Origin of the sequence: Gulosibacter sediminis (assembly GCF_023370115.1) — a bacterium.
Classification (GTDB): domain Bacteria; phylum Actinomycetota; class Actinomycetes; order Actinomycetales; family Microbacteriaceae; genus Gulosibacter; species Gulosibacter sediminis_A.
In genome coordinates, this window is sequence record NZ_CP097160.1 from 2012201 (window position 1) to 2036145 (window position 23945).

At 67.6% G+C, this 23945-nt stretch carries 25 protein-coding genes, 1 tRNA gene and 3 riboswitches; of the genes, 14 read left to right on the top strand and 12 right to left on the bottom strand.

Annotated features, from left to right (window positions below; translation table 11 throughout):
- Positions 1 to 129: 129 nt before the first annotated feature.
- Both M3M28_RS09265 and M3M28_RS09270 read left to right on the top strand, forming a co-directional pair.
- Complete coding sequence (locus M3M28_RS09265; protein ID WP_249386189.1) at positions 130 to 927, top strand: hypothetical protein; 798 nt, start codon at positions 130 to 132, stop codon at positions 925 to 927.
- A 17-nt stretch (positions 928 to 944) separates the two neighbouring features.
- Positions 945 to 1020: transfer RNA gene (locus tag M3M28_RS09270), tRNA-Lys, on the top strand.
- A 219-nt stretch (positions 1021 to 1239) separates the two neighbouring features.
- On the opposite strand, the gene M3M28_RS09275 is transcribed toward M3M28_RS09270, so the two are convergent.
- Positions 1240 to 2103 carry an AraC family transcriptional regulator gene (locus tag M3M28_RS09275; protein WP_249386190.1) on the bottom strand — a complete coding sequence of 288 codons (864 nt, stop codon included), beginning with the start codon at positions 2101 to 2103 and terminating at the stop codon, positions 1240 to 1242.
- Here M3M28_RS09275 and M3M28_RS09280 point away from each other — a divergent pair.
- Complete coding sequence (locus M3M28_RS09280) at positions 2102 to 2758, top strand: Rossmann-fold NAD(P)-binding domain-containing protein (protein ID WP_249386191.1); 657 nt, start codon at positions 2102 to 2104, stop codon at positions 2756 to 2758. The genes M3M28_RS09275 and M3M28_RS09280 overlap by 2 nt on opposite strands.
- 25 nt (positions 2759 to 2783) lie before the next feature.
- Positions 2784 to 3257 (top strand): anthrone oxygenase family protein, encoded by a 474-nt coding sequence (locus tag M3M28_RS09285; protein WP_249386192.1) that lies wholly within the window; start codon positions 2784 to 2786, stop codon positions 3255 to 3257.
- 28 nt (positions 3258 to 3285) lie between these two features.
- Here M3M28_RS09285 and M3M28_RS09290 read toward each other — a convergent pair whose 3' ends face one another.
- The gene (locus M3M28_RS09290; RefSeq protein ID WP_249386193.1) at positions 3286 to 3651 is read right to left on the bottom strand and encodes a hypothetical protein; all 366 of its coding nucleotides are present in this window, start codon (positions 3649 to 3651) and stop codon (positions 3286 to 3288) included.
- Between the two features lie 215 nt (positions 3652 to 3866).
- On the opposite strand from M3M28_RS09290, the gene M3M28_RS09295 reads away from it, so the two are divergent.
- From M3M28_RS09295 to M3M28_RS09305, 3 genes are all read left to right on the top strand, one after another.
- On the top strand, positions 3867 to 5123 hold the full coding sequence (locus tag M3M28_RS09295) for an MFS transporter (RefSeq protein WP_249386194.1): 1257 nt from the start codon (positions 3867 to 3869) through the stop codon (positions 5121 to 5123).
- On the top strand, positions 5120 to 5947 hold the full coding sequence (locus tag M3M28_RS09300) for an alpha/beta hydrolase fold domain-containing protein (RefSeq protein WP_249386195.1): 828 nt from the start codon (positions 5120 to 5122) through the stop codon (positions 5945 to 5947). The genes M3M28_RS09295 and M3M28_RS09300 overlap by 4 nt, the downstream gene beginning before the upstream one ends.
- Positions 5948 to 6033: 86 nt before the next feature.
- The gene (locus M3M28_RS09305; RefSeq protein WP_249386196.1) at positions 6034 to 7053 is read left to right on the top strand and encodes a LacI family DNA-binding transcriptional regulator; all 1020 of its coding nucleotides are present in this window, start codon (positions 6034 to 6036) and stop codon (positions 7051 to 7053) included.
- On the opposite strand, the gene M3M28_RS09310 is transcribed toward M3M28_RS09305, so the two are convergent.
- The 4 genes from M3M28_RS09310 to M3M28_RS09325 all read right to left on the bottom strand — a co-directional run bounded on the left by M3M28_RS09310 (position 7031) and on the right by M3M28_RS09325 (position 9661).
- The gene (locus tag M3M28_RS09310) at positions 7031 to 7480 is read right to left on the bottom strand and encodes a hypothetical protein (protein ID WP_249386197.1); all 450 of its coding nucleotides are present in this window, start codon (positions 7478 to 7480) and stop codon (positions 7031 to 7033) included. The two genes, M3M28_RS09305 and M3M28_RS09310, sit on opposite strands and share 23 nt — an antisense overlap.
- Positions 7481 to 7592: 112 nt before the next feature.
- Entirely contained in the window at positions 7593 to 8615 is a 1023-nt protein-coding gene (locus M3M28_RS09315) for a zinc-dependent alcohol dehydrogenase family protein (RefSeq protein WP_193128148.1), read from the bottom strand.
- A 280-nt stretch (positions 8616 to 8895) separates the two neighbouring features.
- Complete coding sequence (locus M3M28_RS09320) at positions 8896 to 9210, bottom strand: transcriptional regulator (RefSeq protein WP_249386198.1); 315 nt, start codon at positions 9208 to 9210, stop codon at positions 8896 to 8898.
- Positions 9200 to 9661, bottom strand: coding sequence for a hypothetical protein (locus M3M28_RS09325; protein WP_249386199.1), 462 nt, complete (start codon positions 9659 to 9661; stop codon positions 9200 to 9202). The genes M3M28_RS09320 and M3M28_RS09325 overlap by 11 nt, the downstream gene beginning before the upstream one ends.
- A gap of 141 nt (positions 9662 to 9802) precedes the next feature.
- Here M3M28_RS09325 and M3M28_RS09330 point away from each other — a divergent pair, with 141 nt between their 5' ends.
- On the top strand, positions 9803 to 10669 hold the full coding sequence (locus M3M28_RS09330) for an NUDIX domain-containing protein (RefSeq protein WP_249386200.1): 867 nt from the start codon (positions 9803 to 9805) through the stop codon (positions 10667 to 10669).
- A gap of 58 nt (positions 10670 to 10727) precedes the next feature.
- A complete protein-coding gene (locus M3M28_RS09335; protein WP_249386201.1) occupies positions 10728 to 11927 on the top strand; it encodes a galactokinase in 1200 nt (399 codons plus the stop codon).
- Between the two features lie 98 nt (positions 11928 to 12025).
- Here the strand turns inward: M3M28_RS09335 and M3M28_RS09340 are convergent, their stop codons facing one another.
- From M3M28_RS09340 to glyA, 3 genes are all read right to left on the bottom strand, one after another.
- Positions 12026 to 12994 carry an IS30 family transposase gene (locus M3M28_RS09340; RefSeq protein WP_249386202.1) on the bottom strand — a complete coding sequence of 323 codons (969 nt, stop codon included), beginning with the start codon at positions 12992 to 12994 and terminating at the stop codon, positions 12026 to 12028.
- Positions 12995 to 13316: 322 nt separating this feature from the next.
- Positions 13317 to 14195, bottom strand: a complete 879-nt coding sequence (locus tag M3M28_RS09345; RefSeq protein ID WP_249386203.1) for a bifunctional methylenetetrahydrofolate dehydrogenase/methenyltetrahydrofolate cyclohydrolase — start codon at positions 14193 to 14195, stop codon at positions 13317 to 13319.
- Positions 14192 to 15466 carry a serine hydroxymethyltransferase gene (gene glyA, locus M3M28_RS09350; protein WP_249386204.1) on the bottom strand — a complete coding sequence of 425 codons (1275 nt, stop codon included), beginning with the start codon at positions 15464 to 15466 and terminating at the stop codon, positions 14192 to 14194. Before glyA ends, M3M28_RS09345 begins: the two co-directional genes overlap by 4 nt.
- Positions 15467 to 15510: 44 nt before the next feature.
- A riboswitch (ZMP/ZTP riboswitch) is annotated at positions 15511 to 15592 on the bottom strand.
- A gap of 87 nt (positions 15593 to 15679) precedes the next feature.
- A riboswitch (TPP riboswitch) is annotated at positions 15680 to 15774 on the top strand.
- 74 nt (positions 15775 to 15848) lie between these two features.
- On the opposite strand from glyA, the gene thiM reads away from it, so the two are divergent.
- From thiM to M3M28_RS09365, 3 genes are read left to right on the top strand one after another with little or no spacing between them, the layout of a single operon-like run.
- Positions 15849 to 16763 carry a hydroxyethylthiazole kinase gene (thiM, locus tag M3M28_RS09355; RefSeq protein ID WP_249386205.1) on the top strand — a complete coding sequence of 305 codons (915 nt, stop codon included), beginning with the start codon at positions 15849 to 15851 and terminating at the stop codon, positions 16761 to 16763.
- Positions 16760 to 17512, top strand: coding sequence for a thiamine phosphate synthase (gene thiE / locus M3M28_RS09360; RefSeq protein WP_249386206.1), 753 nt, complete (start codon positions 16760 to 16762; stop codon positions 17510 to 17512). The genes thiM and thiE overlap by 4 nt, the downstream gene beginning before the upstream one ends.
- Positions 17509 to 18300 carry a 3-oxoacyl-ACP reductase gene (locus M3M28_RS09365; RefSeq protein ID WP_249386207.1) on the top strand — a complete coding sequence of 264 codons (792 nt, stop codon included), beginning with the start codon at positions 17509 to 17511 and terminating at the stop codon, positions 18298 to 18300. The genes thiE and M3M28_RS09365 overlap by 4 nt, the downstream gene beginning before the upstream one ends.
- A gap of 3 nt (positions 18301 to 18303) precedes the next feature.
- Here M3M28_RS09365 and thiD read toward each other — a convergent pair whose 3' ends face one another.
- On the bottom strand, positions 18304 to 19137 hold the full coding sequence (thiD, locus tag M3M28_RS09370) for a bifunctional hydroxymethylpyrimidine kinase/phosphomethylpyrimidine kinase (protein WP_249386208.1): 834 nt from the start codon (positions 19135 to 19137) through the stop codon (positions 18304 to 18306).
- A gap of 70 nt (positions 19138 to 19207) precedes the next feature.
- A riboswitch (TPP riboswitch) is annotated at positions 19208 to 19301 on the bottom strand.
- A gap of 47 nt (positions 19302 to 19348) precedes the next feature.
- Positions 19349 to 20623: an MFS transporter gene (locus M3M28_RS09375; protein ID WP_249386209.1), complete on the bottom strand. Its 1275-nt coding sequence runs from the start codon at positions 20621 to 20623 to the stop codon at positions 19349 to 19351.
- A 22-nt stretch (positions 20624 to 20645) separates the two neighbouring features.
- Here M3M28_RS09375 and M3M28_RS09380 point away from each other — a divergent pair, with 22 nt between their 5' ends.
- Positions 20646 to 21527 (top strand): formyltetrahydrofolate deformylase, encoded by an 882-nt coding sequence (locus tag M3M28_RS09380; RefSeq protein ID WP_249386210.1) that lies wholly within the window; start codon positions 20646 to 20648, stop codon positions 21525 to 21527.
- 53 nt (positions 21528 to 21580) lie between these two features.
- The gene (locus tag M3M28_RS09385; RefSeq protein WP_249386211.1) at positions 21581 to 22510 is read left to right on the top strand and encodes a DNA-3-methyladenine glycosylase family protein; all 930 of its coding nucleotides are present in this window, start codon (positions 21581 to 21583) and stop codon (positions 22508 to 22510) included.
- A gap of 157 nt (positions 22511 to 22667) precedes the next feature.
- Here the strand turns inward: M3M28_RS09385 and M3M28_RS09390 are convergent, their stop codons facing one another.
- Positions 22668 to 23801, bottom strand: a complete 1134-nt coding sequence (locus M3M28_RS09390) for a tyramine oxidase subunit B (protein ID WP_249386212.1) — start codon at positions 23799 to 23801, stop codon at positions 22668 to 22670.
- Positions 23802 to 23945: the final 144 nt, after the last annotated feature.

The following is a 23945-nucleotide window of genomic DNA, read 5'->3' on the forward strand; positions in this document are numbered from 1 at the left end:
CCCTCCGGCCCGACGAGCGCCGGGCAACGCCACCAATTCTCTCGCGTTCCGTGCGGGGATGCGAGGGGGTGCGCGCTCGGCGAACCTCGTTCGGCTCGGCGGATGCGCCCCGCAAGTATTCTTGTGGCCATGGCACTTCGTCCTTCCTCCCCCGCATCCGCCTTGCCGGAACCCGCCGCATCCGTCGACGACCAGGCGACGCTGAGCGACTCGACGAGTCAGCGCGTGCAGCCGGGAACGCCGGAGAAGCGCTGGTCGGCGTGGATTTGTGCCGCGCTCATCGTCATCTCGATGTTCCTGCCGTGGTGGCTCACCGCCTACCCGATCCGCAATGACACCGACACCCTCAACGGCTGGCAGCTGCTCGGCCTGGGCCTCGGCTTCGGCGACTGGGCGAGCCAAACCGGACTCTCCGCCTTCGGCAACGTGCTCTGGGGCGTCGTGCCGACCGCATCCAGCCTGATTCTCGCGCTGCTGCTCGTCGTGCGCGCGACGCGTCCCCGCGCGCTGCCCGCCACGAACATCGCGCTCTGGGCGATCTTCTCGCTGCTATGCCAGCTCTGGCTCGTCGTGCTCGGCTGGGTGCGCCTCGAGACGACCTTCGGCGAGTTCCCGACCCTGTGGGGCATGCTCCCCGCGACCATGGCCGCCGTCTTCACCGCCGTGACCCTCTACAACTGGTGGCGCCGCGGCGAGCGAGGCCTCTGGCCGTCGCGCAAGCGTCGCCTCGGCCCACCGCTCGAGGCCGACGGCGGCATGGACGAGCTGCTCGACCTCAACGACGAGCCGGATGCGCGGGCCGCGTCAGACGCATCCGAACTGACGGATGCGCAGGTCGATCAGGATCGCGCGGGGGCCGACGAGCCAGACACGACCGACGCCGCGTCGAACGACGACCTCACCGATGGCGGTTCGGCGCGCGCGTAGCCGTTAGACTTGCGGGCGGGCCTATAGCTCAGTTGGCAGAGCAGTGGACTTTTAATCCATGGGTCGCGGGTTCGAGCCCCGCTGGGCCCACCACAACGTCGTCGCTCAAACCGGCCTCAATACCAGTTTGAAACCTCGACTCAGCGGCCCGCCCCTCGCGGCGGGCCGCTTCGTCTACGCAGCAAGGCCGAAGGACAAATCGAACTATTCCTAAGGCTCACCGATGTCGGTGTCCTCTCCACTGAGACGGAGTTTGCCGAGCCTCCCCGCAGAGTAGTCCTGTAGGGGTTCGATCTCTCTGCCGGGCGATTTTCACACTCGAGCTGATTGGGTGGGCGAAGGCGGCGGCGCGTGCCGAGCCCGCCGGATCGATCCGGGTGTCTTCCCGACGAGGCGAGTGAAGGCGCGGTTGAAGGCCGCTTCGGATTGGTAGCCCAATTCGAGGGCAAGCTTGGCAACGGTGATGTCTTCTTCGAGGAGCCTGGACTGGGCAATGCTCATTCGCCAGCGTGTGAGGTAGCCCATCGGGGCTTCGCCAACGAGCTCGGTGAAGCGCGCGCTAAACGACGATCGCGACATGGTGGCGAGGCTCACCATGCGGTTGAGATGCCATTCACCCCCGGCGTCGTCGTGAATCGCTTCCAGGACTCGACCAATCCGCTCATGTTGGAGTGCGCGAAGCCATCCCGTCCTTGCACGTGGATCGGTATCGAGCCACATTCGGATCGCTTGGACGACGAGGATGTCGGCGAGGCGCGTTGCTATCGCTTCTCCGCCGGGCTGGGGTTGGGCGAGTTCCCCCGCCATGAGGCGCAGGGTATCTCGACTGGCGGATGCCGCCGATAAGGTGCCTCCGTCAACAAACAGAACGCTTGGGAGAGTTCTCATCAGCTCACGCGCAGCGGGGTCGTCAAGAGACACGATGCCGCAGATCAGTTGAGTCGTGCGCCCGGGGCCTCCGTGCCGAAGAATCGAGTACTTCTCGCTGAGATACTTCTGAGGCAGCAGATCCACGCGTGGTCCGCGCACAGCCGCGGGCTCGCTGAGCAGGTCATGTCCCCGACCGTGCGGAACGAGCGCGAGGTCACCGGCTCGCAGTTCGATCGGCTCGACCTCAGGTAGCCGCAACCAGCACGAGCCCGTCGTGACGACGTGGAAGCTGACGGAATCTTCCATGGGGTTCTTCACACTCTTGCCGTTCGACCTGACGGTTGAGGATCTTGGTGCCCACGCGGATGCGCTGGTTACTTCGATTGTCGGCGCGGTGACCGAGCAGCAGGTGCCGCATGTTGTGATGCTCTCCTCGGGAGGAGCAGACTTGGCCGAGGGAACCGGACCGATTACCGGTTTGTATCTCTTGGAGCGAGCGCTCCTTGCGTCCGGTGTCATTTTGGTGGCCCTTCGTTCGGGACACGTCCTGGAGAAGGTCGGCGACGTTCTCGAGAGTGCGCGTGCAGGCGGGGTTTATCCCGTGTGCGCGACCTCGGCCGATATCACGATTCCGATGGTCGCCACCCGAGATATCCGAGAGATCGCCGCACAGGCATTGCTGTCCCGGCCTGCTTCCAGTGAATCGGTGGATCTCATCGGCCCGGCCTACTCGGAGCGCGCGGTCGCGCAGAGGCTCGGCGCCGCGCTTGGGCGTGAAATACATGTAGCCGTCATCCCCGAAGAGGCTTGGGTGGAAGCGTTCATTGACGCGGGGTTCCGCCCTCATATCGCAGGATCTCTCGCCGAGCTGCACCGCGCGGACGAACGTGGATCGCTCGCGCCTCGCGGCGACCGGAGCATTCACGTGACCACGGGCCTAGCGGCCACCATTTCGCAGTGAATCGGAGCATGAGAGGTCACGACTCATGCCCCAGCTCATCTCGCTAACGGCAGCAATTATCACCAACGGCATCATGGCGGGGCTGTTCCTTGCGTTCGCCTGTGCCGTCACGCCGGGGCTCCGCGCGGTCGATGACGTCACCTTTGTATTGGCGTTCCAAGCGATCAACAGGGCGATCCCAAACGGATGGTTCCTTCTCATCTTCTTTGCCGCACCAGCACTGACCATCGCCAGCGTTGCGCTCCACCCACTGGAGAGTAGCGATGTGTCGGTGTGTGCGCTGCTCGCGGGCGCGAGCTGTTCAGTGCTCACGTTCGGGATCACGGTGGCGGCCAATGTACCGCTCAATCGACGACTTGACCGGGAGTCCGTCCAATCGGCAAAGGATTCCAGCACTGCTCGTCAGCGATTTGAACGCCGCTGGAACCGTTGGAACCTGGTGCGCACCGGCACGAGTATTGGCGCACTCGTTTTCCTCTCCACCTCAGCGGCTATGTAGCCAGGGTTTCACCTCTCGTGGAGTGCGGTCACCACCCCACCGTCGCAACTTCGCCGTCCCAGGTGCACTGATACGTGCCGACCGGATCGCCCACGTCCGGGTTTTGGGGAAAGTAGACGTACGTATGGCCGGGATCGGGATATACCCGTACCTCTTCGACATCGTAGAGTTCCCCGAAGCGACCCTCGGCACCGCCTTCGTAGTCGTAAAACATCGGCTGCGCTGGCTCAACCCAGAGCATCATGCAAGCCTCGGTGGCCGCGATGCGCTCCTCGGGCGTCAGCAGCGACGCCGCGTGCCGGGCGCCTAGCCGCTCAGCCGCATCCGGTTGGCCGGTCGAGCAGCCGGCCAGCGCGAGCGACGCGAACAGAGCGAGAACAACGAGTTTGCGCATGGTTCGCACCATATCCGCAGCAGTCGACATCCTCGGAATCAGTCAACACCAGCATGTTTCGCGGTCAACTATTGCAACGTTACAAACGCACTGTTAGCCTCATTGCAACGTTACAAGCACGAAGACGTGCTGCCAGCCACTCAAAGGAGAGAACGCGCATGGCAAGATTCGGAAGCAAGAGCACAACTGGATGGCGCGCTACTGTCGCCGTCTCCATGTCGAACTACATCGAAGCAGGGTCGATCATCGCCCTTGCGACAACCCTTGGCTTCTTTCAGACCGAGTTCGGAATCAGCGACCTCGGCGTCGGCCTGCTCGCCGCGATTAGCGCGAACGCTGGCGGTGGCGCGGTCGGCGCAATCCTAGGCGGCATGTTGGCCGACCGCCTCGGCCGGAAGTTCATCTACACCTACGACCTGCTCCTGTACATGCTCGGTGTACTCCTCGCGGCCTTCTCAGTGAACTTCACGATGTTGCTCATCGCAGTTGTCATTACTGGCATCGCGGTCGGTGCTGGTATTCCGACGTCGTGGACGTATATCTCGGAGGAGGCGCCAGCCGACACGCGCGCACGGAGGGTCGGCACCGCGCAACTGTTCTGGTCGCTTGGACCGTTCGTCGGCTTCGCCCTCGCCGCAGTGTTGTCACCGCTCGGGTTGCTCGGCGGCCGTATCGTCTTCCTCGTTCTCTTCGCTGTCGCTGCCGTCGCATGGTGGGTGCGCCAGGGACTGCCGGAGTCATCCATCTGGAAAGACGAGACAGGAACCAAACCGCCGTCGTTCGGCTCGTCGATCGCACAGCTTCTTGCGAACCGGATCAACCTCGGCCCTCTAGTCTTCTTGTTCGCGCTCTACCTGCTGTGGGGCACTGCGGCGGGTCAGGCAGGCATCTTCATGCCGCGTATCTATGAGGCCAGCGGGCTCACCGACCCGACCCAGCAGTTCTGGCTCCAAGTCTTCCTCTGGGGATGGACCTGCGTGGCCACACTGATCTTCATGTGGTTGGGAGACCGTGTGAGCCGCAGGCTTCTCTTCATCGTCGGAGCTGCGCTCGGCGTCGTCGGATGGGTTGTACTCGTTTACGGACCCGCCGGCCCAGTGTCTCTCCTCTCCTTCGCAGTGCTCTGGGGCGTCTCGTCAGGTCTTGGCGCGCAGGCCTTCTTCGCAGTCTGGGCGAGCGAGCTTTTTGCCACGCGCTACCGGGCCACGGCACAGGGAGTTCTGACATTCCTCGTGCGCGGCCTGCTCTCGCCCATCAGCCTGGTGTTCCCTGTACTTCTCACGACGACCGGGCTGTCTGGCGTCGGCGCGATTCTCATCGCAGTACTCATCGCTTCTCTCCTCGTCGGCGCAATCTTTGCCCCGAACACGCAGGGTCGCTCGCTCGACGACATAGAACGCGAGCGCTACGGCAGCGTCCAGAGTGCCACGGAGAATGCTGCCCGCATCCCCGCGGCGAAGAGCGGCGTATGAGCGCGGTCTCCCTTCATGGGCGTCTGGCTGCGGTGGCGGATCTTCGGATCCCCACCGCAAGCGGGGACCTGCCCGCACGCCACTACACCGTGACAGGCGCTCCCGCCGCCCGCTTTGTCTGGGTGCACGGCGGAGCCTTCGTCTTGGGCGATCTCGACATGGCGGAGTCCGACACGACGGCGCGACGGTTGGCGGACATCGGTATCGAGGTGCTCGCACTCGACTACCGCTATGCGAACGCGCGCACACACATCCTCGACCTCTGCGATGACGTCCAGGCCGGCTGGCTCTATGCAGTGAGCGCCCTCGGCAATGGGAGCCCGTGGCATCTGGGCGGTGCCAGTGCCGGAGGCTGTTTGGTCGCGGGCGTCGCAAAACGACTCCGCGACGAGGGACAAGCTGTGCCTCGCACGTTGACGCTCCTCTATCCCGTCCTCCACGCCGGGCTCCCCGACCCCACGCCTGAGCTTGCGGCTCGGATGGAGGGCGTGCCGCCCGAGTGGGTCTACGACAACGAGGCGGTCCGTGCATTCACGTCCTACGCGCAAGGCGATGCCGCCGACACACATCCCTATGCTTTCCCCGCCAACGGCTCGCTCGCAGGACTCCCTCCAGTCCACCTCATCGTCTCGGAGCTCGATCTACTTCGCATGTCCGCCGAGCTGTTTGCGGGCCAGCTTACGGAGGACGGCGTTTCCTTCGCGTATCAGGTAGAGCCCGGTGCCATGCACGGCCACCTGGAGCGCCAGGTCGACGACGCGGGTGCCCGTTCCGTGCGCCGAATTGCCGGATGGCTGACATCCGAGGCATTCTGGACCGCATGACCTCTGTGACAGGTGGGACTCCAACCCGAGATCGAGGAGGGTCATTCTCCGGGTCCGAGACGGGTGAGAGCGCCGGACGGGCTTCCGTGACGGTCAGAGACGTCGCCGCGCGTGCGGGCGTCGCTCTCAGCACCGTCTCGAATGCGGTGAACCATCCCGAACGATTGGCTGCGAGCACGCTCGAACGCGTGAACGCCGCGATTGCCGAGCTTGGATTCATCCGCAACGACGCGGCTCGTCAACTCCGCCTGGGCTCCAGCAACGTCTTCGGGATGGTCGTGATCGATGCGACAAGCCCCTACTACGCCGAGCTCGACCGGTCCGTAGAGAACGAGGCGGAGCGCCACGGATACGCAGTGTTGCTAGGTAATAGCGGACAGGACCCGGCCCGCCAGTCCAAACGGATCGTATTGTTCGAAGCCCAACGGATGAGGGGCCTGCTCGTTGCCCCTGTCAGCCGTGACCTCGACCAGCTCGCGGAGGTTGTCGGTCGCGGGCTCCCCGTTACGCTCATCGACTACGTCGATCCCCAGGGCCGATTCCCTTCGGTTGCCGTCGACCACGTCCGTGGCGGTGAGCTCGCCGCAGCCCATCTCACACAATCCGGTTGCACACGCATCGGCCTCGTGCAGGGACCCGTCGATTTTCCTCAGATTGTGGAGCGTATGACCGGAGCGGAAAGCGCGATTCAGGCAGCGGGGGCGACAAGCATTGATCTGCGAGCGACTGCGCTCACATTCGAAGGCGGACTACTCCTCGGACGCGAACTTTGTGCAATGGATGCTGCGAGTCGGCCCGATGGTGTCTTCGCCGCGACCGACCAGGTGGCGATGGGGGTCGTCCACGCAATCGTCACGGACGCACACCTTCGTGTCCCAGAGGACATTGCTGTTGTCGGCTACGACGACATTGAGTACGCAGAAGGCGCCCTCGTCCCTCTCACGACAGTTCGCCAGCCCATCGCCACGCTCGGACACGAGGCCGTGCAACTGCTTCTTCGACAGATCGAGGGCGACACGCGTCCGACGGTGAAGATCTTCGAGCCGGAGCTCGTTGTGCGAGCATCCGCGCCCGCCCAGCGCCCTACCGCAACCGGTCGAGCATGAACCCAACGAGCTCGTTGAACCCCTCGCCCGAGCGAATCGTCGAGCGCTCAATGTGGCGGGACGAGCGGTTGCCCGAGAAGTGCAGCGTCACCGAACTGGCGACGCCGCCGCGGGCGCCGACGTGGCTGTTCAGTCCGATCGATTCGACCGCACCCCAACGCACGATCTCAATGAGCGATGGCGCGTCGATGGTGAGGTCGCGGTCGGCAAAGACGAGAAAGTCGTTCGTCGCGAAGGTCGCCGAGAACACGACCGAGTCGAACCGCTTGGTGCCCGACTCCGTCAGCGTCGCGGTCGCGCGAAAGCTCCGCGAACCGATCGCCAGCAGGACGCCGGCGAGCGTGTCCTGATACCGGTGCGATTCGTCGGTGCGCGACGACACCGGCAAGCTGATCCCGAGCCATTCGTGCAGCTCCGCGATATCCAATTTTCTGCCTCCATCACCTCGAAACGGACCTGCCGCCACGACAAACGAGGCGGCAGGTCACGCACTGCTGAGGGTTAGAGGAACGTCAGTGCAGGAAAGTTCCCGCGATGACCTACAACGTCAGCATGACTTTGGTCGCGCGGCGCTCGTCCATCGCACGGTAGGCCTCGGCCGCCTCCTCGAGCGGCAGCGTGAGGTCAAACACCACACCGGGGTCGATCTCATCGCGCATGATGCGGTCGATGAGGTCGGGCAGGAATCGGCGCACCGGCGCGGGGCCGCCAAGCAGACCGACCGATGCGAAGAAGAGCTCCTGGCCCTCAAGCTGCACATCGTGCGACACCCCGACGAAACCGACGCGGCCACCGGCGCGCGTCGCGTGAATCGCCTGCTGCATCGACTCTTGCGTGCCCACGGCTTCGATCGTCGCGTGCGCGCCGTAGCCGCCGGTGAGCTCCTTCACCTTCGCGACGCCGGCCTCGCCGCGCTCCTCGACGATGTCGGTCGCGCCGAATTGACGCGCGAGCGCCTGCCGGTCGGCGTGGCGCGACATCGCGATGATGCGCTCGGCGCCAAGCTGCTTCGCCGCGAGCACACCGAGCAGGCCGACCGCGCCGTCGCCGACGACGGCGACGGTCTTGCCCGGACCCGCCTCGGCCGCGACGGCCGCGTACCAACCTGTCCCAAGCACATCCGACGCCGCGAGCAGGCTGCGCAGCTGCGCCTCGGTCGGCTCGCCGGGCACCTTCACGAGCGTGCCGTCGGCGAGCGGGATGCGCGCGAACTCGGCCTGGGTGCCGATGCCGCCCATCATCACCTGGTGGATACAGCGCGACTGGAACCCCGCCTCGCAGATCTCGCAGGTGTTGTCGGATGCGACAAACGAGCCGACGACGAAGTCTCCGACCGCGACCTCCCGCACCTCGTCACCGACCTGCTCGACCACGCCGATGTACTCGTGGCCCATCGGCGACGGCCCATTCACCGGCTGCGCGCCGCGGTACGGCCAAAGGTCAGAGCCACACACGCAGGTCGCGGTCACGCGAATGACGGCGTCGGTCGGCGCCTCGATCGTCGGCTTGGCGACTTCATCAACCCGAACGTCGCCGGGCGCGTACATCATCACTGCTCGCATTCTTGCTCCTTCGATGGAGAGTCGCATCGCTGGTAGAAAACCGCGACTCCGCCACAAGACCACGTCGGTGGTCGAGAACTATGGCTTCACTAGGAAACCGCATCGCTGTTGGAAAATCGCAGAGAAGTGAGAAAACCGCGGCAAGGATCCTCACACAGCGCCGAGCTCGTCGCGCTCCGGCGACACCGGCGTGCGTAGCAAGCCCCACCCAGATCAGGGCACGGCAGCCGCGTGGGATCGGGGGATCGACGGGGCCCAGCTCTGGGCTCGCCGCGCGCTGCTAGCTCGGCAGCTCGGCGCCAGCGACCAGCTCACGTAGCGCGGCGACGTGCTCGTCGAAGGTCTTTGCGCCGAGCTGCGTGATGCGCACCGAGGTGCGACGGCGGCGGTCGCGCTCGCTCGTCGCGAGCTTGCTCGTCGTGACGTACTGCAGCTCGACGAGCGTCTTGATCGTCTTCGAGAGGTTCGCATCGGAGAGATCGAGCGCTTCCTGCACCGCCGTGAACTCGGCACCCTCGAGCGGCCGCAGCAGGCTCAGGATGCGCAGCCGGTTCGGCGCGTGGATTTCGTCGTGGAACGCGGGATTAACGGACACTGTTGTACTCCGCAATCGAGACGCGGTCGTAGATCGGCCCGCCGACGCAGAACACGACGATGGCGGCGAGCATCGGGGCGAAGACCCAGAGGCTGAGTCCCTCGCCCCCGAGCGCTCCTGCCACCACCATGCACATGATCAGCAGCGCCATCATGACGATCAGCACCGTCCAGCTACGGGGGCCGTACGGCTTCGTGCTGGACACACCGGTGCGCTTTCGATAAATGAAGATGAGCGAGACGCTGATCGCGAGGCTCACGGCGAGCACGACAAGGTTCCAGCCGCCCGCGTGAATCAGTGCGGGCGCGGCCACGACGAGGGCGGCCGCAATCGAGAGCACGGGGTAATACCAGCGGGGCGTCTTCATGCGCTCGCTGTAGGAAGCCCGATCGGAGTCGATCTGCTGCAGGGCATCGGCGGCCGAAAAGTTCTCTTCGTTATGCGGGGCCATGTTGCTTTCCATGTGGTTAAGAGAATCACATTCCACACGGTTAAGTCAATTGACTTTCCTGGGCGTTAAGTGAGTGCCGAGCGCATGACCCCGCGAGTCGCCCGCCACGCCGAGCCCAGGGCATCCTCGTAGACTGCCCGGGTGAGTAATTCCGGCGACGGATGGGCGGAGGGCCCCGACGGCACCCGAATGTGGGGGCTGTTTGGCGCGGCCGGACTTGTCGCGCACGATCCCGACCGGGGCATCCTGCTGCAACACCGCGCACCCTGGAGCCACTACGGCGATACCTGGGGCATCCCCGGCGGCGCGCGGAATCTCGACGAGACGCCGGTGCAGGCGGCGCTGCGCGAGTCGTTCGAAGAGGCGGCGGTGCCGCAGGATGCGGTGTGCCCGCGCTTCACCTACGTGCGCGACCTCGGCTTCTGGCAGTACACGACCGTCATCGCGCGGGTGACGACGCCGTTCGAGGCGCACATGAACGACAACGAGTCGCACCAGCTCGCCTGGGTGGCCGTCAACGAGCTCGAGCGGCTCCGCCTGCATCCCGGCTTTGCCCGCGCCTGGCCGACGCTGCGGCCGCTGCTGGATGCCCGGGTCGAGATCATCGTCGACGTCGCGAACGTCATGGGCTCGCGGCCCGACGGCTGGTGGAAGGATCGCACCGGTGGGGCCCGGCGCGTCGTTGCGGAGATCTCCCCCATTGCCGCCGACGGCTGCCCTGCGTCGCTGTTCGGGCTCGACGTTGCGACCGCCTGGCCGCGCGTCACGTTCGTTGTCGAGGGTGCGGCCCGACCCGTGGCCGAGGCCTGCGCATCCGAACCCGGGGTGCGCATCCGCGCCGCTGCCGGCTCAGGCGATGACGAGGTCGTTGCCGCAATTGAGCCGGGTGCGACGACGCTCGTGGTGACGAGCGACCGCGAGCTGCGGGCCCGCGCCGAGGCGCTCGGAGCCCGCACCATCGGCGCCGGCGCATTCAGGTCTGCGATTGGGCTCAGCAAATCGTCGTAGAGTCGAGGTGCCGACGTTTTGCTCGCGCATGCCCTGACCGCGTACCCCGGGAAGACTGATGATTCGAGACACGAGCCGACTCGTTGCCGAACAATTCGCCGCCGCGTACGGGGCTCAGCCCGAGGGCGTCTGGTCGGTACCTGGCCGCGTGAGCATCATGGGCGACCACACCGACATCGAGGACGGGCTCACGCTCGCGCACGCGACCGAGCGGCGCTCGGCGGTCGCCATGTCGAGGCGCGACGACTCGCTCGTGCGGGTGCGCACCGACCTCGCCTCCGACGTCATCGAGACGACGCTCGAGCAGCTCGTGCCGCCGGCCGAGCACAACTGGTTCGATTATCCCCTCGGCACGATCTGGGCGGGGCTCGAGCACATTCAGATGTTCAACTCCGAGCTCGTCGATGGCGACGAGGATGCGGCGCTCGAGCCGACCGGACTCGACCTCTTTATTACGACCGACCTGCCCATCGGCGGCGGCCTCGCCTCGAGCGCGTCGATCTGCGGCGCGATCTCGCTCGCGATCAACGCGCTGTGGGGCTTCGAGCTCGACACGCAGCGGCTCGCGCGGCTCGGCTACCGCGTCGAGAACGACTATGTCGGCGCATCCGCCGGCCTTGCCGACCACATCGTTTGCCTCAGCGCCGAGGCAGACAAGGACGTCTTCTTCGACGCGCGCGGTAACGACGTGACGCTGCTCGATGCCCCGCCGCTGGCCGAGCTTGGCCTCGCGCAACTGCTCGTGCACTCGGGCGAGAACCACCGCAACTGGGAGGGCATCGTCACCGACCGGCATGACGCCTGCGACCGGGTCGCGAAGGCGCTTGGCTGCCAGTACCTGCGCGAGGTGAAGTTCGAGGACTTTGAAGCCGCGACGAACCTCGACCCGGTCGACCGCAAGCGCGCGGCGTACGTGCTCACCGAAATGCAGCGCGTGCTCGACATCACGCGGGTGCTGCGCACCGACGGCGCAGCCCACACCGGGCCGATCTTCAACGCCTCGCAGCAGTCGCTGCGCGAGGACTTCGGGGCGTCGACGCAGCGCATTGACCTCATCAGCGAGCTCGCGCTCGCGAATGGCGCGCTCGGCGCGCGCATGACGGGTTCGGGCTTCGGCGGCACGGTCTTCGTGCTGATTCCGCTCGACCGCGTCGACGAGTTCCGCAACAACCTCAACGAGGCCTTCGCCGAGTTCGGCTGGAGCGGCCTCGAGGTCGTCACGACCTCATCGGCCGACGGCCCCCGCCGCGATCTCTAACCGGAAGCTCCCACCCCGGCAGCCCCACCGAGGCACCCCCTCGTCCTGTCGCCGAAGCAGTTGAGTGGTCGTTTTTTGTAGTTTTGGCGGCGGCATTGTCAACTGGTGGATGCAACAAGGATCTGGTTGAGGCGCTTGGCTGGGGTGTCGTAGTCCAGGGTTGGGCGGGGTCGTGTGTTGAGTTTGCGTGCGACCTCGTCCAGGTCCTGTTGCGTGTGCCCGGGCAGGTCGGTGCCCTTTTTGAACCAGTGCCGCAGCAGTCGGTTCGTGTTCTCGTTCGATCCGCGCTGCCAGGGCGAGTGGGGGTCGGCGAAGTACACGGCGTCCACGAGTTCGGTTTGGATGCGCCGGTACTCCGCTAATTCGGTGCCGCGGTCCCAGGTGATCGATTGCCGTAGTTGTTCTGGGAGTTGGCGCATTTGTTGGATCATTTGCGTCGCGACCTGGTTCGCGGTGTGCCCGTCGGGGAGGTGGAGCAGGATCACGAACCGGGTCGCGCGTTCCACGAGCGTGCCAATCGCGGACTTACTCCCCGGCCCGACGATGAGGTCGCCTTCCCAATGCCCGGGGATGGCGCGGTCTTCGACCTCGGGCGGGCGCTCACTGATCGTGAACGCATCCTGGTAGATTGACCGGCCCCGCCGCTCGGTCGTGCCCTGGGGTTTGCGTTGGCTACGCCCCAGGGATAGCTGTTTTGCCAGGTCTTGCCGCAGCCCGCCCCGGGTTTGGACGTACAGGGCGCGGTAGATCGTTTCGTGGCTCACACGCCCCATTGTGGCGTCGGGTTCCCGGCGCAACATGTCCGCGATGAGTTTCGGGGACCAGCCCACATCCATCGCGTCTTCGATGAACCCGCGTAACGGAGCGGTGTCCTCGCGGCACAGGATCGGGGGTTTTGGCCGACGTCGTCGGTGGCGGGCGTTCAGGTGCGCGGCCGCGGCCGAGTACTGGCCGTCTGCGTGGGTGTTGCGGTGCAGTTCGCGGCAGACCACGGACCGGTCCCGGCCGATCTCTGCCGCGATGCGGGATTGGGTCCATTGGTCACGGATCCCGGCCTGGATGAGCACGCGTTCTTCGAACGTGAGGCCGCGTCCGATGTGTTCTTGATCGATAGTGATTGGGGTGTGGTGGCGGAGTTCGAACGCGGTCATTCCGACATACTTCCGTCGCCACCTGGCCGCAGTGCCTGACCCGATGCCGAGACGGGTTGCCGCCCTGGCGGGCGGCAACCCGTCCTTGCAGATCAGGTCAACGAACTGGTCCCGAACGGCCTGCTTGTATCGGTTCCCGTGGGGATTCTTCGGCATGCAACATCCTCCTCATGTTGCAACGACCGTATGAATCCACCGGCGCCAAAACTACAAAAAACGACCACTCAACTGCTCAGCTTTAGGCGGCGCGTTCGGCGGTTTCTACGACGTTCGCGAGCAGGAGCGCTCGCGTCATCGGGCCGACGCCGCCGGGGTTGGGCGACAGGTAGCCCGCGACCTCGGCGACCGCCGGGTCGACGTCACCGTACACCTTCGACTTGCCCGTCTCGGGGTCGGTGACCCGCGAGACGCCCACGTCGAGCACCGCGGCGCCCGGCTTCACCCAGTCAGGCTTCACGAGGTGCGCGGCGCCGGTCGCGGCGACGATCACGTCGGCAGTGCGGGCGATCTCGGCGATGTTCTGCGTGCCGGTGTGCGTCAGCGTCACGGTCGCGTTGAGGTCGCGCCGCGTCAGCAGGGCGCCGATCGGCCGCCCCACCGTCACGCCGCGGCCCACGACGACGACGTGCTTGCCGTCGAGCGAGTAGCCGTTGCGCTGCAACAGCTCGACACAGCCCCGCGGCGTGCACGGCAGCGGGGTGGTGATCTCCTCGCGCACGTTGAGCACGAGCCGGCCGAGGTTCGTCGGGTGCAGCCCGTCCGCGTCCTTGGCCGGGTCGATGCGCTCGATCAGCGCATCCTGCTCGAGGTGCTTCGGCAGCGGCAGCTGCAGGATGTAGCCGGTGCACGCCGGGTTCGCATTGAGCTCGTCGAGGGCCGCGGCCACCTCCTCCTGCGTCGCCGTGGCGGGCAGCTCAACCTGAATCGACTCGATGCCGACCTCGGCACAGTCGCGGTGCTTGCCCGCGACGTAGAGCTTCGAGCCCGGGTCTTCGCCCACGAGCACCGTGCCGAGCCCCGGCACGATGCCGCGCTCGCGCAGCGCACTCACGCGCTCGGCGAGCTCGGCCTTGATCGCTGCCGCCGCGGCCTTGCCGTCGAGGCGAACTGCCGTCATGCGTACACCAGGCCCGGGTAGAGCGGGAACTTGTCGGCGAGCACCTTGGTGCGTGCGCGGAGCGACTCGATGTTCGGCTCGGGCTTGAGCGCCTCGGCGATGACGTCGGCTACCTCGCGGAACTCCTCGTCGCCGAAGCCACGGGTCGCGAGCGCCGGCGTGCCGATGCGCAGGCCCGAGGTCACCATCGGCGGGCGCGGGTCGTCGGGCACCGAGTTGCGGTTCACGGTGATGCCAACCTCGTGCAGGAGGTCTTCGGCCTGCTGGCCGTCGATCGGCGCGTCGCGTAGGTCGACGAGCACGAGGTGCACCTCGGTGCCGCCGGTGGTCAGGGCGACGCCGGCCTCCTTCACGTCGTCCTGCAGCAGGCGCTCGGCGAGAATCTGCGCGCCGCGGAGGGTGCGGGCCTGGCGGTCCTTGAACTCCTCAGTCTGCGCGAGCTTGAACGCGACGGCCTTACCGGCGACCACGTGCATGAGCGGGCCACCCTGCTGGCCCGGGAACACGGCCGAGTTGATCTTCTTCGAGAGGTCGGCGTCGTTCGTAAGAATGAAGCCCGAGCGGGGGCCGCCGATGGTCTTGTGCACGGTCGACGAGACAACGTGGGCGTGCGGCACCGGGTTCGGGTGCAGGCCCGCGGCCACGAGGCCAGCGAAGTGCGCCATGTCGACCCAGAGGTACGCGCCAACCTCGTCGGCGATCGCGCGGAACTGCTCGAAGTCGAGCTGGCGCGGGTAGGCCGACCAACCAGCGATGATCACCTTCGGCTTGTGCTCGAGCGCGAGCTCGCGCACCTGCTCCATGTTGATGCGGCCGGTCGAGAAGTCAACGCCGTAGGCCACCACGTCGTAGAGGCGACCCGAGAAGTTGATCTTCATGCCGTGCGTGAGGTGGCCGCCGTGGTCGAGCGAGAGGCCGAGGATGGTGTCGCCAGGCTTCGCGAGCGCGTGCAGCACCGCGGCGTTCGCGCTCGCGCCCGAGTGGGGCTGCACGTTCGCGTAGGCGGCGCCGAAGAGCTCCTTCGCGCGGTCGCGTGCGAGGTCTTCGGCGACGTCGACGGCCTCGCAGCCGCCGTAGTAGCGGCGGCCGGGGTACCCCTCGGCGTACTTGTTCGTGAGCACGCTGCCGACGGCCTCGAGCACCGAGCGGGGCACAAAGTTCTCACTCGCGATCATCTCGAGCGTGTTGCGCTGGCGGTCGAGCTCGTTCTTGAGCACCTGCTCGATCTCGGGGTCGACTTCAGAAAGTGGCAGGTTCTGGTATTCGGACACTGGGACTCCTTCGCTGATTCGCGGAATCGAATCGGTCGTTCGTGTCGGCGAGCCCAGGCGTGCGGCTCGTGCTCCGGATGCCGCTCCCCGATGGTGACCCATCTGACGCCAGTCGCGACTCCGCCAGTCTAAACGGATGCGCGGTACTGATAGCTGCGTGCGTCGCAGAAAGTCGTGGGCCGGATGCGCGGCCCGGCCGTGCGCTAGGGTGGCCGCAGTGACACGGGGTGCCGAGCGATCGGCTGAGATCACACCCGTCGAACCTGATCCAGTTAGTACTGGCGAAGGGATCGTCCAATTCGCTGCTGTTCCGCCGTCGGCCTCGCCGCGCGCGGCCAGGCCGTGACGCGCCGCGCCCTTCGCCGATGAAGGGAATGTCGCCATGCCACCTCTCACCGCGTCGACCATCGACGCGACCACGCCCGACACCGTCGCCGAACTGCTCGGCCGCGTGCGGGCATCCGCCCCACTCGTGCACAGCATCACGAACAATGTCGTCACCGGGTTTACTGCGAACGCCCTGCTCGCGCTCGGCGCGGCGCCAGCCATGGTCGACATCGTCGGCGAGGCCGGCCTGTTCGCCCGCGTCGCCGGCGGACTACTCGTGAATCTCGGTACGCCGACGCCCGAGCAGCGCGGCGCGATCGCCGAGGCGGTCGCGGGCGCGCGCGACGCCGGCACGCCCTGGGTGCTCGACCCGGTCGCGATCGGCGCCCTGCCGATCCGCACCCGGCTTGCGGCCGAGCTCGTCGCCCAGCAGCCGACCGCGGTGCGCGGGAACCCCTCGGAGGTGCTCGCGCTCTCCGGCGCGGGGGCAGGCGGCCGCGGCGTCGAGTCGACCGACTCCGCCGCGAGCGCGCGGGCCGCGGCGGTCGAGCTCGCGGCCCGCTTCGGCACCGTCGTCGCGGTCTCGGGCGAGGAGGATCTCATCACCGACGGCCGCTCGGTCGTCTGGGTCGAGGGCGGGGATGCGCTGCTCACCAAGGTGACCGGCGGCGGCTGCGCGCTCGGGTCGATCGTCGCGGCGTTCCTCGCCGTGCGGGGTGAGATTTCGGCGCTGGATGCGCTCGTCGCGGCCCACGTGAGCTACGGCGTCGCGGCCGAACGGGCGGCCGCCCGGGCCGGTGGGCCGGGCTCATTCGCGGTCGAGCTGCTCGACGCGCTCGCCGCCATCACGGCGGGCGAGGTGGCCGCGGGCACGCGCATCCGGGTGGAGCCTGCAGGCGAGAGCGCCACCGCGCAGGCCGCAACGGGTGGCTTCGCCGCTGCCCAGGCCACCTCGGGCGGCGCGGCATGAGCCCCGCAGGCCCACGGGAGCCAGTCGGCGCCAAGCTAACGCAACCGAATCCGGCGTCCACGCCCCGTCGCCAGCCCGCGCCCATCACCGGCATCTACCTCGTCACCGACCGCCACCTCACGGGCGACCGCGGCCTGCTCGCGACCGTCGATGCGGCCGTCGCGGGCGGCGTCACGACGGTGCAGTACCGCGAGAAGCGGCGCGGCGCCGAAGACCAGCTGCGCGACCTCGAGCGGCTCGCCGAGGTGATCGACGGCCGCGCGACGCTCATCATCAACGACCGCCTCGACGTGGCGATAGCGGCGCGCAAGCTCGGCATCCGCCTCGACGGCGTGCACCTCGGGCAGGGCGACGCCGCCGTGCACGAGGCCCGTGACGCGCTCGGCGCCGACGCCATCGTCGGCCTCACCGCAAACACCACCGCCCACCTCGCTGCCGTCGCGGCGCTGCCGGCGGGCACGGTCGACTACCTCGGCATCGGCGTGATCCGCCCGACCTCGACCAAACCCGACCATCCGCCCGCCCTCGGCGTTGACGGCTTCGCCGCACTCGCCGCGGCCACGCCGCTGCCCGCCGTCGCGATCGGCGGCATCCACGCCGACGACGTCGCCCCGCTGCGCGAGGCCGGTGCGGCCGCCATCGCCGTCGTCTCGGCAATCTGCGCAGCACCCGACCCCTCGTTCACCGCCCGCGGCCTCACCGCGGCCTGGCACACCGCATCCACCCCAACCCGAAAGGCCCACGCATGACCATCACCAGCGAACCCACCACCGCCCTCCCCCTCGCCGAGCAGACGGTGCTCGTCACGGGTGGCGCCCGCGGGCTCGGCCGCGCCCTCACCGAGGCGTTCGTGCGCGAAGGTGCCCGCGTCGTCGTCAACTACCGCGAGAGCGGCGAGGCGGCCGCGCAGCTCAAGGCGGCGCATCCGGGGCGCGTGGTGGCCGCCCGCGCCGACGTGCGCGACCGCACCGAAGTTGAGCAGCTCTTCGCCGCCGCCGACACCGCGTTCGCCGCGCCCGTCACGACGGTCATCAACAACGCCCTCGTCGACTTCTCGTTCAACGGCGATGCCCGCGCGAAGGCCGACGACATCAACTACGCCGACTTCGACACGCAGTTCTCAGGCACGATCCGCGGCGCGCTCAACGTGATTCAGGCGGCCGCCCCGCACTTCGCCCGCGCGGGCTCGGGCCGCGTCATCAACATCGGCACGAACCTGTTCCAGTACCCCGTCGTGCCCTACCACGACTACACCGCCGCGAAGGCGGCGCTGCTCTCGCTCACGCGCACCTTCGCCGATGACCTCGGGCCGCGCGGCATCACCGTGAACATGATCAGCGGCGGCCTGCTGCGCACCACCGATGCGAGCGCCGCGACGCCGGATGCGGTGTTCGACGCGATCGCGCAGGGCACCCCGCTGCGCTCGGTCACGACGCCGGCCCAGTTCGCCGACGCGGCGCTTTTCTTCGCCTCGCCGTGGGCGCGCGCCGTGACCGGACAGAACCTTGTCGTCGACGGCGGGCTCGTGAAGAACTAGCGCCTACGGGCCGACGACCGCGGGCGCGGGCCAGAGCTCGTGAAAGTGATGCACCGGCCCGTGCCCCGAGCCCACCTCGAGCTCGTCGGCGTGCCGCAGCGCGCCCGTCAGGTACCGCTTTGCGAGCTCGATGCTCGTGGGCACGTCGTGCCGCGGCAGCAGCGCCGCGATCGCGGCCGAGAGGGTGCAGCCCGTGCCGTGGGTGTTGCGGGTGCGGATGCGCGGGGCCGCGTACTCGCGCACGCGCGGCTCGTCGACGTGCCCGCTCGCGAGCAGGTCGCGGCTCTCCTCGCCCGTGAGGTGGCCGCCCTTGAGCAGCACCCACTCGCCGCCGCACACCCGCAGGCGCTGCAGCAGTGCGTGCATCCCGTCGACGTCGCGGGGTTCGGCCTCGGCTCGCGCGAGCACCGCGCCCTCGGGCAGGTTCGGCGTGATCACCGTGGCGCGCGGCAGCAGCTCGTCGCGGATCGCCGCCACCGTGTCCCGCGCGAGCAGGTGGTCGCCGCTCTTCGCGACCATCACCGGGTCGAGCACAACCGGCACCTCGGGCACCGTGTCGAGGCCGCGCGCGATCGCGCCGACGATGCCCGCGTTCGCGACCATGCCGATCTTGATCGCGTCGACGCGCACGTCGTCGAGCACCGCGGCGAGCTGCGAGGCCACGAAGTCGGGCTCGAGGGCGACGATGTCGCGCACCCCCTGCGTGTTCTGCGCGACGACCGCCGTGATGACGCTCATGCCGTAGGCGCCCTGGGCTGCGAAGGCCTTGAGGTCGGCCTGGATGCCCGCCCCGCCGCTCGGGTCGGTTCCGGCAATCGAGAGAACGTTGGGAATCATGGTCGGCCTCGGCTTCCTGAGCAGCATCGAGGACAGATGCTGCGCCAGCAAGCCGGCGCGTGCCGACGTGACAACGTCGCCGCGACATCCCTCCGCGAGTGCGAACTCGATCAGGTTCTCGGGTGTGATCTCAGCCCCTCGGTGGGGCACCCCGTGTCTTCGGCCAGGCTAGCGCACGCCGGGCCACCCTCGCTGGCCGCGGCTGCGCGAATCAGCGGATGCGCGGGGTTGCGACGCCCGCGCGGCGCTGCCGGAAGTCCACCACCATCATGCCCATGAACGCGCAACCGACGAGGGTGAGGAAGGCCGGCGCGACCGACCAAATACCGTAGTCGTCGAGCAGCAGCCCGCCGATGAAGGCGCCCGAACCGATGCCGAGGTTGAAGCCCGAGGTGTAGAGCGCGCTCGAGAGGTCGCGGTGCTTGCGTGGCGCCACCGCGAGCAGACGCGACTGCAGCAGAGTCGGGAGGAAGCCCATCCCGGCGCCCCAGAGGCCGAGGCCGACGATGACGAGCGGCAGCACCTGCGGCGCGAATGCGAGGCAGCCCGCGCCGAGCAGCATGCAGGCGTAGGCGACGGCGAAGCCGAGCGTCGAGCGGTTCGAGAAGAACAGGCCAGTGAGCATCGTCGCGAGCGCCGAGGTGATGCCGAATGCGAACAGCGCCGTCGCGAGCCACTCGGCCGGCAGCGAGACGATGCCGAGCAGGTACGGCGAGATATAGGAGTAGAAGGAATAGTTACCCGACATCGTGAGCGCACACAGCAGAATGAGCAGCGCGACGAGGTACATCGACCGCGCCGGCCGAGGCACGCGCGGCCCGTCGAGGCCGGTCTGCTCGACATCGCCGATCGGCTGCGGGGCCGGCACAACTTCGATGGCCGAGGTCTCGGGCTGTTCTTCGACCCGCTGTGGCAGCACGAACCAGAGCAACGCCGCCACGAGCACACAGAGGGCGGCGATCGCGAAGAAGGTCGTACGCCAGCCGAGCAGCTGTCCGAGCGCGGTGCCGAGCGGCACCCCGAGCACGAACGCGAGGCCACCGCCGCCGCCCGTGATCGACACCGCCTTCGTGAGCTGTTTCGACGTGACGAGCGCACCGGTGTACGACGTCACCGTTGCCCAGAAAACGCCGTGCGCGGCGCCGGTGAAGATGCGGGTGAGCACGACGATCGTGTAACTCGGCGCGAACGCCGTGCCGATCGTGCCGATCGCGAAGGCACTGAGCACGCCGACGAGCAGGAGGCGCTTCGGCACCCGCTGCAGCAGGTAGACGAGCGGCGTCGACAGGGCGACGACGGTAAACGCGAAGATCGTCATGAGCAGGCCGATCTGCGACTCGCTCGCGCCGAGGCCCGCCGACATGAGGGGCATGAGCCCCGTGGGCAGCATCTCGACCGTCACCGAGAGGAATGCCGCGGCGGCGAGCGTGATGAGCGGGATCAGCGGAAACGGCCGTTCTGGCGCGCGTGACGAGGTTTCTGGCACGCTCTGAGGCTACGCTGGTGCGGTGACTGACACGCCCTCGAACACCGCCGCATCGCCCGCTTCGCACCTCGTTTTGACCCTGGTCTGCGACGACCAGCCCGGAATTGTGCACGAGCTCACGGGAGCGATCACGGGCGGGGGCGGCAACATCGTCGAGCTGCAGCAGTTCTCCTCGCTCGACGCGGGCCGCTTCTTCCTGCGCTGCGAGGTCGAAACGTCATCGGGCCGCGCCGATTTCGAGGCCGGTATCTACGAGGTACGCGACGCGCTCAAGGCCGAGGTACACATCGACGAGGCGCACCGCCCGCTGCGCACGCTCGTGCTCGGGTCGAAGGCCGAGCACGCCGTGAACGACCTGCTGTTCCGCCAACGAGCGGGTTACCTGCCGATCACGGTGCCGCGCGTCATGGCGAACCACGAGGTGCTCGGCAAGCTCGCCGGCTTCTACGACGTGCCGTTCGAGTTTCGCCCCGTGCGCAACGCGCAGGAGAAGGCCGACTTCGAGCGCCGTGTGCTCGAAGTCGTCGAAAGCGACAACATCGAGCTCGTCGTGCTCGCCCGCTACATGCAGATCATCTCCCCCGAGCTCTGCGCGGCCCTCGAAGGTCGGCTCATCAACATTCACCACTCGTTCTTGCCCGGATTCAAGGGGGCGAACCCGTACCGCCAGGCCCACGCCCGCGGCGTGAAGCTCGTCGGCGCAACCGCGCATTTCGTGACGACCGACCTCGACGAGGGGCCGATCATTGAGCAGAACGTGCGCCGCGTCGACCACGCCGACACCGTGGCCGAGCTGCAGGCGATGGGCCAAGACGAAGAGTCACGCACCCTCACGCAGGCCGTGAAGTGGTTCGCCGAGCACCGCATTCTGCTCGACGGGCACCGCACGATCGTCTTCCGCTAGGCGCACGCGCGCGTCACCGACGCGGTGTCGGTGGCACGGAGGAGGATGGGCACATGAGCGATTTCCTCGAGCGCGAGTGGCAGCCGCCGCATGCGACCGACCTGGGGCTGACCCTGTCGGCGTTGCAGCACGGCGCTGGGGACCCAACCTTTCAATGGCTCGAGCGTGGCACGGATGCGCTGCTCACTCGTCGCTTCGGCGAGGCCACCGCGACCCTGCGGCTCACGCAGCTCCCGGGCGGCATGCTGCGCGCCCGAAGCTGGGGCGATGGTGCCGCGGCGGTCCTCGCGGCCGCACCCGAGATCTGTGGTGCCGCAGACGACGCCGCCGATTTCGACCCGCTGCTTCCCGAAGTGCGGGCCGAGTTTCGACGCTCGAGCGGCATGCGCGTGCCACGAACGGGCACCGTGTTTGCCGAGCTCGTGCCGATCGTGCTCGAGCAGAAGGTGATCGTGCAGCAGGCCACCGCGTCGTACCGGCGCCTCGTGCTGCGCTTCGGCGAGGTACCGCCGGGCCCGCTGCCGCCAGACCTGGCGGCCCGCATGCGCGTGGCGCCGGCGGCTGCGGCCTGGCGACGCGTGGCGAGCTGGGACTGGCATCGTGCGGGCGTTGACCCGGCGCGAAGCCGCACCGTCGTGCAGCTCGCCGAGCGTGCCGGCGCCATCGATCGCCTTGCGGCGCAGCCGGCCGCGGTCGCGCGCGAGCGGCTCGAGTCGCTGCCGGGCGTCGGTCGCTGGACGAGCGCCGAGCTCGCACAGCGCGCCCTCGGCGACGCCGATGCGGTGTCGGTCGGCGACTACCACCTGCGCAAGCACGTGGGTCATGCCCTCGAGGGCCGCGACTTCAGCGACGATGAGATGCTCGCCGCACTCGAGCCATGGCGCGGCCAGCGCTTCCGTGCCGTGCGCCTGCTGCTCGCGGCCGGCCCCCGCCGCCCGCGCCGGGGGCCCCGCCTCGAAAAGGTCGACTACCGCGCCTTCTAACGCGACGTCACTCGGCCGACGTGACCCAGCTGTCCCACATACGGCCCAGGGGGTAGATATCCCTGCTGTGGCATATCTGGGACAGCTGGGTCACGCAGCCAAGGCAACCCCGCCGCGAGCTGTCACGGACGAGATCAGGCGCCGGTCGAACGCCGCGCTAGACGAGCGCGGGCGTCTGCCAGAGTGGCAGGCTCGTGCCGATGCCGCGCTCGATCGCATTGCGGTAGAGCACGGTGCCCCACGCGACGTCCTCGATCGGCAGGCCGCCAACCGACACGAGCACGACCTCCTCCGGAGTGCGGCGACCCTCGGTGCGGCGCTCGACGACGGGGCCGAGCTCCTCGATGTCCCAGTGCCGGAGCTTGTTCTCTGACACGAGGTCGAGGAACTTGTTGCCGATGATGCCGACGTGGTGGTGCGTCGGGGTCGGGAACTCCATGCCCCACGCCTCATAGAGCCCGTAGGAGTCGACGACCTTGCGCACTTCCTGCGCCTCAAGGCCCTCGTCGATGTTCGCGGCGGCCGGCATCGTCACGAACGCGCCCGATTCGAGCCACTCGCGGCGAATCATCGGGTACGCATCGATGTCCCCCGCCTTCGCCGTCGTGCACACGGCCACCACGTCACAGCCGCGCACGGCGTCTTCGTCGCGCTCGACCTGCTCGATCGTCGTGATCTGCGGCACGAACTCGGCCACCCACGCGCGGAAGTCGTCAATCCCCTGTTGGCTGCGACCGCGCACCTTGACGGTGTCGAGCATCGGGCAGGCAACCGCGAGCGCGGCGAGCGTTGTGCGGCCCATGACACCGGGCCCAATGACGCCGGCAACACGTGAGTCGCTGCGAGCGAAGTGGCGAGCAGCCACTCCGGAGACCGCACCGGTGCGCATCGCCGACAGCAGGTTCGCCGACATGAGCGCGAGCGGCGCCGCCGTGTCGGTGTCGTTGAGCATGAACATGAGGATCGAGCGCGGCAGGCCCTTGTCGCGGTTCGCGAGGTTCGAGCCGTACCACTTCATGCCGGTCGTGCCGAAGGAACCCCCGAGGTAGGCCGGCATCGCGGTGAAGCGGCGGTCGTCGCTGTTCGCGGGCATGTTCTCGAACGGCGGGTCATCAGGGAAGATCATGCGGGCACCGTGCGAGTCATTGTTCGGGCCGGCCATGCGGTAGTCGCCTGCGGCATAGAGCGCGAAGGTCTCTTCCATCGCGTCGACGCAGGCGGCCATGTCCATCACTCCGGCGGCGATCGTGTCGTCCTCGGAGAGGTAGCGGAAATCAATACGCGTATTCACCGCTCGATTTTGCGGGCATTCGGTGAACGGTTGGTAATCGACGCGCCGCCGAAAACCCGCCAATTTTGACCGACTTTTCAACGCCCGTAAACCGAGTTACAAAGTGTCTCCGAAAACGCCTCTGATCGCGGGATTCACCGTACA